Genomic DNA, 5,869 nt, shown 5'->3' with positions numbered 1-5,869 from the left:
CCGGGCGCAAACCCCGATCCCGCTCTTCCTTGCGCACCCAGCTACGCAGCGTCTCGCCCGAGCAGCCCAGCTTCGCTGCGATCGAGGCGATCACTTTCCATTGCGATTCGTGGTCGCCCTGATGTTCCAGTACCATTCGCACAGCCCGCTCACGAACTTCCGGCGAGTACCTTGGGGACTTCTTCTTGGTGTTTTCCATAGCTCCATTTTCTCAAGAAGTGGAGCCTCCGGAAATCCCGGGGCGGTTCAAGGTGACGAGATCCGCGATCGCGGCCCCCGTGCGGCAATAGCCGTCGAAGGAACCGGGCACAACGCGTGCTTTGACGCTTTCCAGCGAAAGCGCCGTATATGCGACGATGATCATGTCCCGCGTCGCCGCGCGTGCGCGTAGCATCCGGCCGTCTCATGACCGTCGACCTGGGGCATCGTGATGTCGAGCAGGACGACGTGGGCGTTTGCCCGCTCGCACTCGGCGACGGCGTGCGCGCCGCTGTATGCCGCGCACGTCTGGTAACCCGCCTGGCCGAGCGCGACACGCACTGCGTCCGCAGCGGCAGCATTGTCATCCACGACGACGATATGGGGCTGTCCATCGGTCCGCACGCTACGTCTTGTGAACCAGGCGTGGCGGGCGGGAAAGGATTCTTGATCAGGCGTCTCCATGGTCGCATCCGGTTGCGCTGTCCGATCGCAACCGGCGTGCCGGAAAGCCAGCTTTCCGGTCGCGGGTGCCGTGGCGAATCTGGCCGATCCCAACCAGGAGCATTTTCGATGCAGCTTGCCGGGCAGACTGACACTGGCCTTTCCCCCGAGCGCCGTTTCGAACTGATGATCGGTGGCGTGCGCGACTACGCTATCTATTTTCTTGACCCTGGCGGCCACATCAGCAGCTGGAACGCGGGGGCAGAACGGTTCAAGGGATACCGGGCGGAAGAGATCATCGGCCACCACTTTTCGGTCTTCTATACCCGGGAAGACCGGGAAGCGGGCTTGCCAGAACGCGCATTGCGCACCGCCCTCGTCGAGGGCAAGTTCGAGCAGGAAGGCTGGCGCCAGCGCAAGGACGGCACGCGCTTCTGGGCCAGCGTCGTGTTGGACCCGATTTTCGACCAGGCAGGTGAGCACGTCGGTTTCGTCAAGATCACGCGCGACATTTCGGAGCGCAAGGCCGCCCAGGAAGCACTGCTGGAAAGCGAACGGCGCTTCCGGCTGCTGGTGCAGGGCGTCACGGACTACGCGTTGTTCATGCTCTCGCCCGAGGGTATCGTGACGAACTGGAATGCGGGCGCCCAGCGCATCAAGGGCTATACCGAAACTGAAATTGTCGGGCGCCACTTCTCGTGCTTTTACACTGAAGAAGACCGGGAAAAAGGGAAGCCGGCAGCCACACTGATCCGCGCGTCGGCGGAGGGCCGCTCGGAGCAGGAAGGATGGCGCGTCCGCAAGGACGGAACGAGGTTCTGGGCTCACGTCGTCGTCGATGCCATCCGCGACGCGCAAGGCAAGCTGCTCGGCTTTGCGAAGATTACACGCGATGTCACGGAAAGGCGGCAGGCCGCCGAGGCGCTGGAACGGGCGAACGCGCAACTTTTCCAGGCCCAGAAGCTCGAGGCTATCGGACAACTGACGGGCGGCGTTGCCCACGACTTCAACAATCTCCTCGCAGTCATTTCCAGCGGTCTTGACGTCCTCGCTACCCAGCCCCCCGCACACGTCACCGCAAAGATGCTCGAATCGATGCGACGCGCCGTGACGCGCGGTGCCACCCTGACCCAGCAACTGCTTTCCTTCGCCCGGCAGCAACCCCTGCACCCCGAAGTCTGTGACATAGCGACGGTCATCGAGGGCTTCCACTCCATGCTTGGGCGGGCCATCCCATCATCGGTCCAGCTACGCATCGACTGCCAGGCCACGCAACGACGCGTGAAACTGGACATCATCCGCTTCGAGGCCGCACTGCTGAACCTGGTCGTGAATGCCCGGGACGCTATCGGCACGGACGGCGAGATCATCATTCGCATCCGGACTGCCGATCTGCATGAAGGTCAAGGTCAGGCGGCCGCCGGCCCATATGTTCTGGTTGAGGTCACGGACACGGGGTGCGGCATGCCTGCGGAAGTCATCGCCCGAGCCACCGAACCGTTTTTTACCACCAAGGAGTCCGGCAAGGGCACGGGCCTTGGCCTAAGCCAGGTGTATGGCTTCATCACCCAGTCCGGAGGCGTCCTGGACATCGCCAGCTGCCCCGGCACCGGCACCACTGTCAGCCTCTATCTGCCTGCGCTCGCCGATGACGCACCGACGACGCCCCCCGTCGCCGACCTGGCGACAGAGACGGTTCTCGTCGTCGATGATGAGAGCGAGGTGCTGGAAGCCACAGCGGAGCTCTTCCGGAGCATCGGATACGCTGTCGTGACCGCGGCAAACGCCCAGCAGGCGTTAAGTATCCTCGCGAGAAATCCAGGCATCGACTTCCTGTTTACGGACATCGTCATGGCGGGCGAATTCGACGGCATCGAGCTGGCACGACGCGCACGCGAAGCGTACCCTGAGCTGCGCATCGTGATTGCGTCTGGCCATCTCGGCCCGTCGCGGCAGCAAGACGGGGGTGCGCTGGCTGACTTCGTGTTCATTACGAAGCCGTACCGACTGTCGGACCTGGCCCGTGCAATTCGACGCGCCTGACCGTACCTTCCGGGATCGTCGCTGCGTTTTAACCAGGCTGGTAAGGCCGGCACGTTGACGGTATTGTTGCGCGCATCCCTTCGGGGGACTGTACTGCGGACCGGCTGGGGCGACTCATCGCGACACCGAACTGCATTAACAGGCGTCATATGCGCCAGCCCTGGACAATCGCGGGCTTCGCGCGGGGGCACGGGCGCTTCTCCACCATGGTCAGCGGGCGTGCCCGCGTTCCGCGCCCACGATCTGCAAGGTCAACCAGGGCGGGCAAGCCCATGGCCTCGTTTTCACAGCAGCCTTTCTATCTTCTATATAACCTGGACTCGTAGCACGTATTAAAAGTGCCACTCACCGGCGGATCCTGACGCGTCAATCCGCTGCCAGATGTTGGGTCCGTTTCTGCGGCTATACTCCCGACCTCCCCATCATCACATTTCCCCGGCATGAAGCGCGTCTCCGTTCGGCAGTCTCCCATCCACGGAAAGGGCGTCTTTGCCCTGCGGGCACTTTGCGCCGGCGAGCGCATCTTTGAATACAAGGGGCTCGTCACCACCTGGCGGGAAGCGACCCGCACCTATGCGCGGCGCACCGACGCCGGGCATACTTTCCTCTTCGGGTTGTCGGACGGACGCGTCATTGATGGCGGCCGCGGCGGAAACGGCGCAAGTTGGCTCAACCATGCTTGTAAGGCGAACTGCGAGGCGATCGAGCAATCAGGCCGCGTCTACATCAACGCGCTCAAGGACATCCTGCCCGGCGAGGAACTGTTCATCGACTACGCGCTTGAGATCCCTGCGAAAGCACGCGAATCATGCAGCGAGTACATCTGTCGCTGCGGCGCCAGGCGTTGCCGCGGGACCATGCTTGCTCCGATCTAGGTAGGCTCCGCTGAAGCCCCCATCACCGGAGTACGTGGCGACTGGGGGAGCCAGTGCATCAAGGTGCGCAAGCCTCGGCACATCAGGCACTACGAACCGCGCCCAACGCGCCGCTGAACTGCCGGTGACGGCCATCTACGGCCTCAGGCCAACGCCTGTACAAAGACATTCGCACGTCGGTTCTCGCCATGACAACTGTCATTAGGGTGTCTATTATGTCGAGTACGTTGTCGTCCGCTGCGGGCGCACGCGCAGATATGAGGCATACATGGATCGGCCTGTCGGTAGCGGCCCCACCGTTTCGGCTCTGATGATTTGAGCGCTACTTGCGAAGCGACTTCCGCATCCAGCGTCATGCATCCCGTCGAGGGAAAACAATGCAGCCAGCCAAAATTACCTCCGTTAGCGACTTTTTGGTTCTTGCGATTCCCCGCTATTTCGCCGAGGCGCGAGGACGGTGGGTATTTCGTGGGCATTCCTGCGCCGCCTATACGCTCACTCCGTCCGTGGGACGAGGCATGCACACATCAACGTCAAGGGAAAAATACGAAAAAAGTCTGTTCGATATTTTTTGTCGGGAAGCTCGTAGTCATCTCCAACTAGTCCCAGACAACGGTGTTTGTCAACGTAGTTGTCGATCGCCCAACATCATGGCCTGCCAACGCGCTTGCTCGACTGGTCACACAATCCGCTGGCAGCTCTTTATTTTGCGGTCGAGAGCCGTGGTGATGAGGATGGAGCGCTTTATGCACTACATTCGCTTCTCAAAGCAAGCGAGAAGGTCCGCGAGAACTCTCCGTTCGATATTCGAGCTCCAGTAAAGATCTATCCCAACTTTGTGTCGTCCCGCATTCGCGCGCAAGAGCGTCTGTTCATCGCCTGCGCAAATGTTGAAGCCGCTCTGGAGAGTCAACTTCCGCGTGACTGGAGTGTCGAGTATTTTTTAATACCGGGAAGCGCGAAGGAAACGTATTCGCTATGAACTCTTCCGCCTTGGCGTGCACGCGTCATCACTATTGCCAGACCTTGACGGTTCGACGTCTGAAGTGGGTCGGGTTATGCCTTTTGTATGCCGCGCGCACGAGAGGCAAACGTTGCGCATGGTCGTCGGGCGCTGGTCGGCCATCTACGGTCATTGGCCCGCGCTCTTGCACCGACATTCGAGGGGCGGCTCCTTGACGGATACCGGACCGTCAGGTCCAAAACATGCCCGTCAAGTCATTGTCCGGACCTCCGTCCGGTCAGCGGACCACGTAGCGCTTGTCGATTGCGGAACGCACTGCCTTGACGAAAAGCTCGTCGCGCGGCGAGCAAGCCGACTCCGCAGGATTGCGGGACCGGGATGGCTGCCGGGGACCTGCCACGTCGCTATGAGACCAAGGTCCAGTTGTCTTGACGGCAAGCAGGTGCCACTATTCATATGGCCGGAGAAGATCCCGATGCGGGAGTTCGTTTCATACCGCCAGGTCGCCGTTCGCATGGAGCGCGTGTCATGAGCAAGTGTCTGTGGCTTTTTCTCGTGGTCCCGCTTTTGCTGCTCACGGCGGCCTGTTCAACGCAAGGGACTTCGTCGCCAGGAACGGGTGATCCAGAACTGGAGGCGCAAGCGCGCGCGGCGCTGCAGCAACTGTTTGACACGGCGCCCAGAGCCAGGGACCTTCATGATCGGGCGAAGGCAGTTCTCGTGTTTCCGAACATCGTCAGGGCGGGCCTCGGGGTCGGCGCGCAAGGCGGAAGAGGCGTACTGTTCGGTTCCGACGGCAAAGTCCTAGGCTACTTCAGAAACACTGGGGTTTCGTGGGGCCTGCAGGCTGGTGCGCAGACGCTCTCGGAGACGTTGTTTCTGATGACCGACGCAGCCGCGCGCCAACCCTTCGATAGTAGTGGTTGGGCCGTTGGCGTAGGCCCGACCGTTGTAGTCGTGGATGCGGGCGCAGCCAGGTCGATGAACACCACAACACTGCAGGCTGACGTCTACGCATTTATCTTTGGTCAGCAAGGATTGATGGCCGGGCTTGGCGTACAAGGCCAACGGATTACGAGGCTCAATCCGTGAAGTGAGTGAACCGCCCCGGGATTTCCGGAGGCTCCACTTCTTGAGAAAATGGAGCTATGGAAAACACCAAGAAGAAGTCCCCAAGGTACTCGCCGGAAGTTCGTGAGCGGGCTGTGCGAATGGTACTGGAACATCAGGGCGACCACGAATCGCAATGGAAAGTGATCGCCTCGATCGCAGCGAAGCTGGGCTGCTCGGGCGAGACGCTGCGTAGCTGGGTGCGCAAGGAAGAGCGGGATCGGGGTTTGCGCCC

The 5,869-nt window shown here is 61.3% G+C and carries 8 protein-coding genes; 5 read left to right on the top strand and 3 right to left on the bottom strand.

The window, feature by feature from the left end; translation table 11 throughout:
• From M3I54_RS43320 to M3I54_RS45630, 3 genes are all read right to left on the bottom strand, one after another.
• The coding region (locus M3I54_RS43320; RefSeq protein WP_254341894.1) for a transposase at window positions 1-199 on the bottom strand (199 nt) is incomplete at its 3' end.
• Between the two features lie 12 nt (window positions 200-211).
• Entirely contained in the window at window positions 212-364 is a 153-nt protein-coding gene (locus tag M3I54_RS43315; RefSeq protein WP_254346520.1) for a hypothetical protein, read from the bottom strand.
• Window positions 361-663, bottom strand: a complete 303-nt coding sequence (locus tag M3I54_RS45630) for a response regulator (protein ID WP_375542321.1) — start codon at window positions 661-663, stop codon at window positions 361-363. Before M3I54_RS45630 ends, M3I54_RS43315 begins: the two co-directional genes overlap by 4 nt.
• Here M3I54_RS45630 and M3I54_RS43310 point away from each other — a divergent pair.
• The 5 genes from M3I54_RS43310 to M3I54_RS43290 form a co-directional block, all read left to right on the top strand.
• Window positions 580-2,685: a PAS domain S-box protein gene (locus tag M3I54_RS43310; RefSeq protein WP_375542320.1), complete on the top strand. Its 2,106-nt coding sequence runs from the start codon at window positions 580-582 to the stop codon at window positions 2,683-2,685. The two genes, M3I54_RS45630 and M3I54_RS43310, sit on opposite strands and share 84 nt — an antisense overlap.
• A gap of 440 nt (window positions 2,686-3,125) precedes the next feature.
• The gene (locus M3I54_RS43305) at window positions 3,126-3,560 is read left to right on the top strand and encodes an SET domain-containing protein (protein WP_254346516.1); all 435 of its coding nucleotides are present in this window, start codon (window positions 3,126-3,128) and stop codon (window positions 3,558-3,560) included.
• Window positions 3,561-4,191: 631 nt separating this feature from the next.
• A complete protein-coding gene (locus tag M3I54_RS43300) occupies window positions 4,192-4,542 on the top strand; it encodes an FRG domain-containing protein (protein WP_254346514.1) in 351 nt (116 codons plus the stop codon).
• Window positions 4,543-5,052: 510 nt separating this feature from the next.
• Window positions 5,053-5,616, top strand: coding sequence for a YSC84-related protein (locus M3I54_RS43295; protein WP_254346512.1), 564 nt, complete (start codon window positions 5,053-5,055; stop codon window positions 5,614-5,616).
• A gap of 56 nt (window positions 5,617-5,672) precedes the next feature.
• Window positions 5,673-5,869 (top strand): transposase (locus M3I54_RS43290; RefSeq protein WP_254341894.1); only part of this gene is annotated, 197 nt, incomplete at its 3' end.

The organism is Paraburkholderia sp. CNPSo 3274, assembly GCF_024206475.1.
Classification (GTDB): Bacteria; Pseudomonadota; Gammaproteobacteria; order Burkholderiales; family Burkholderiaceae; genus Paraburkholderia.
Note: the sequence above shows the minus strand (reverse complement) of the source record. Positions and strands in the feature narration are given on the sequence as shown.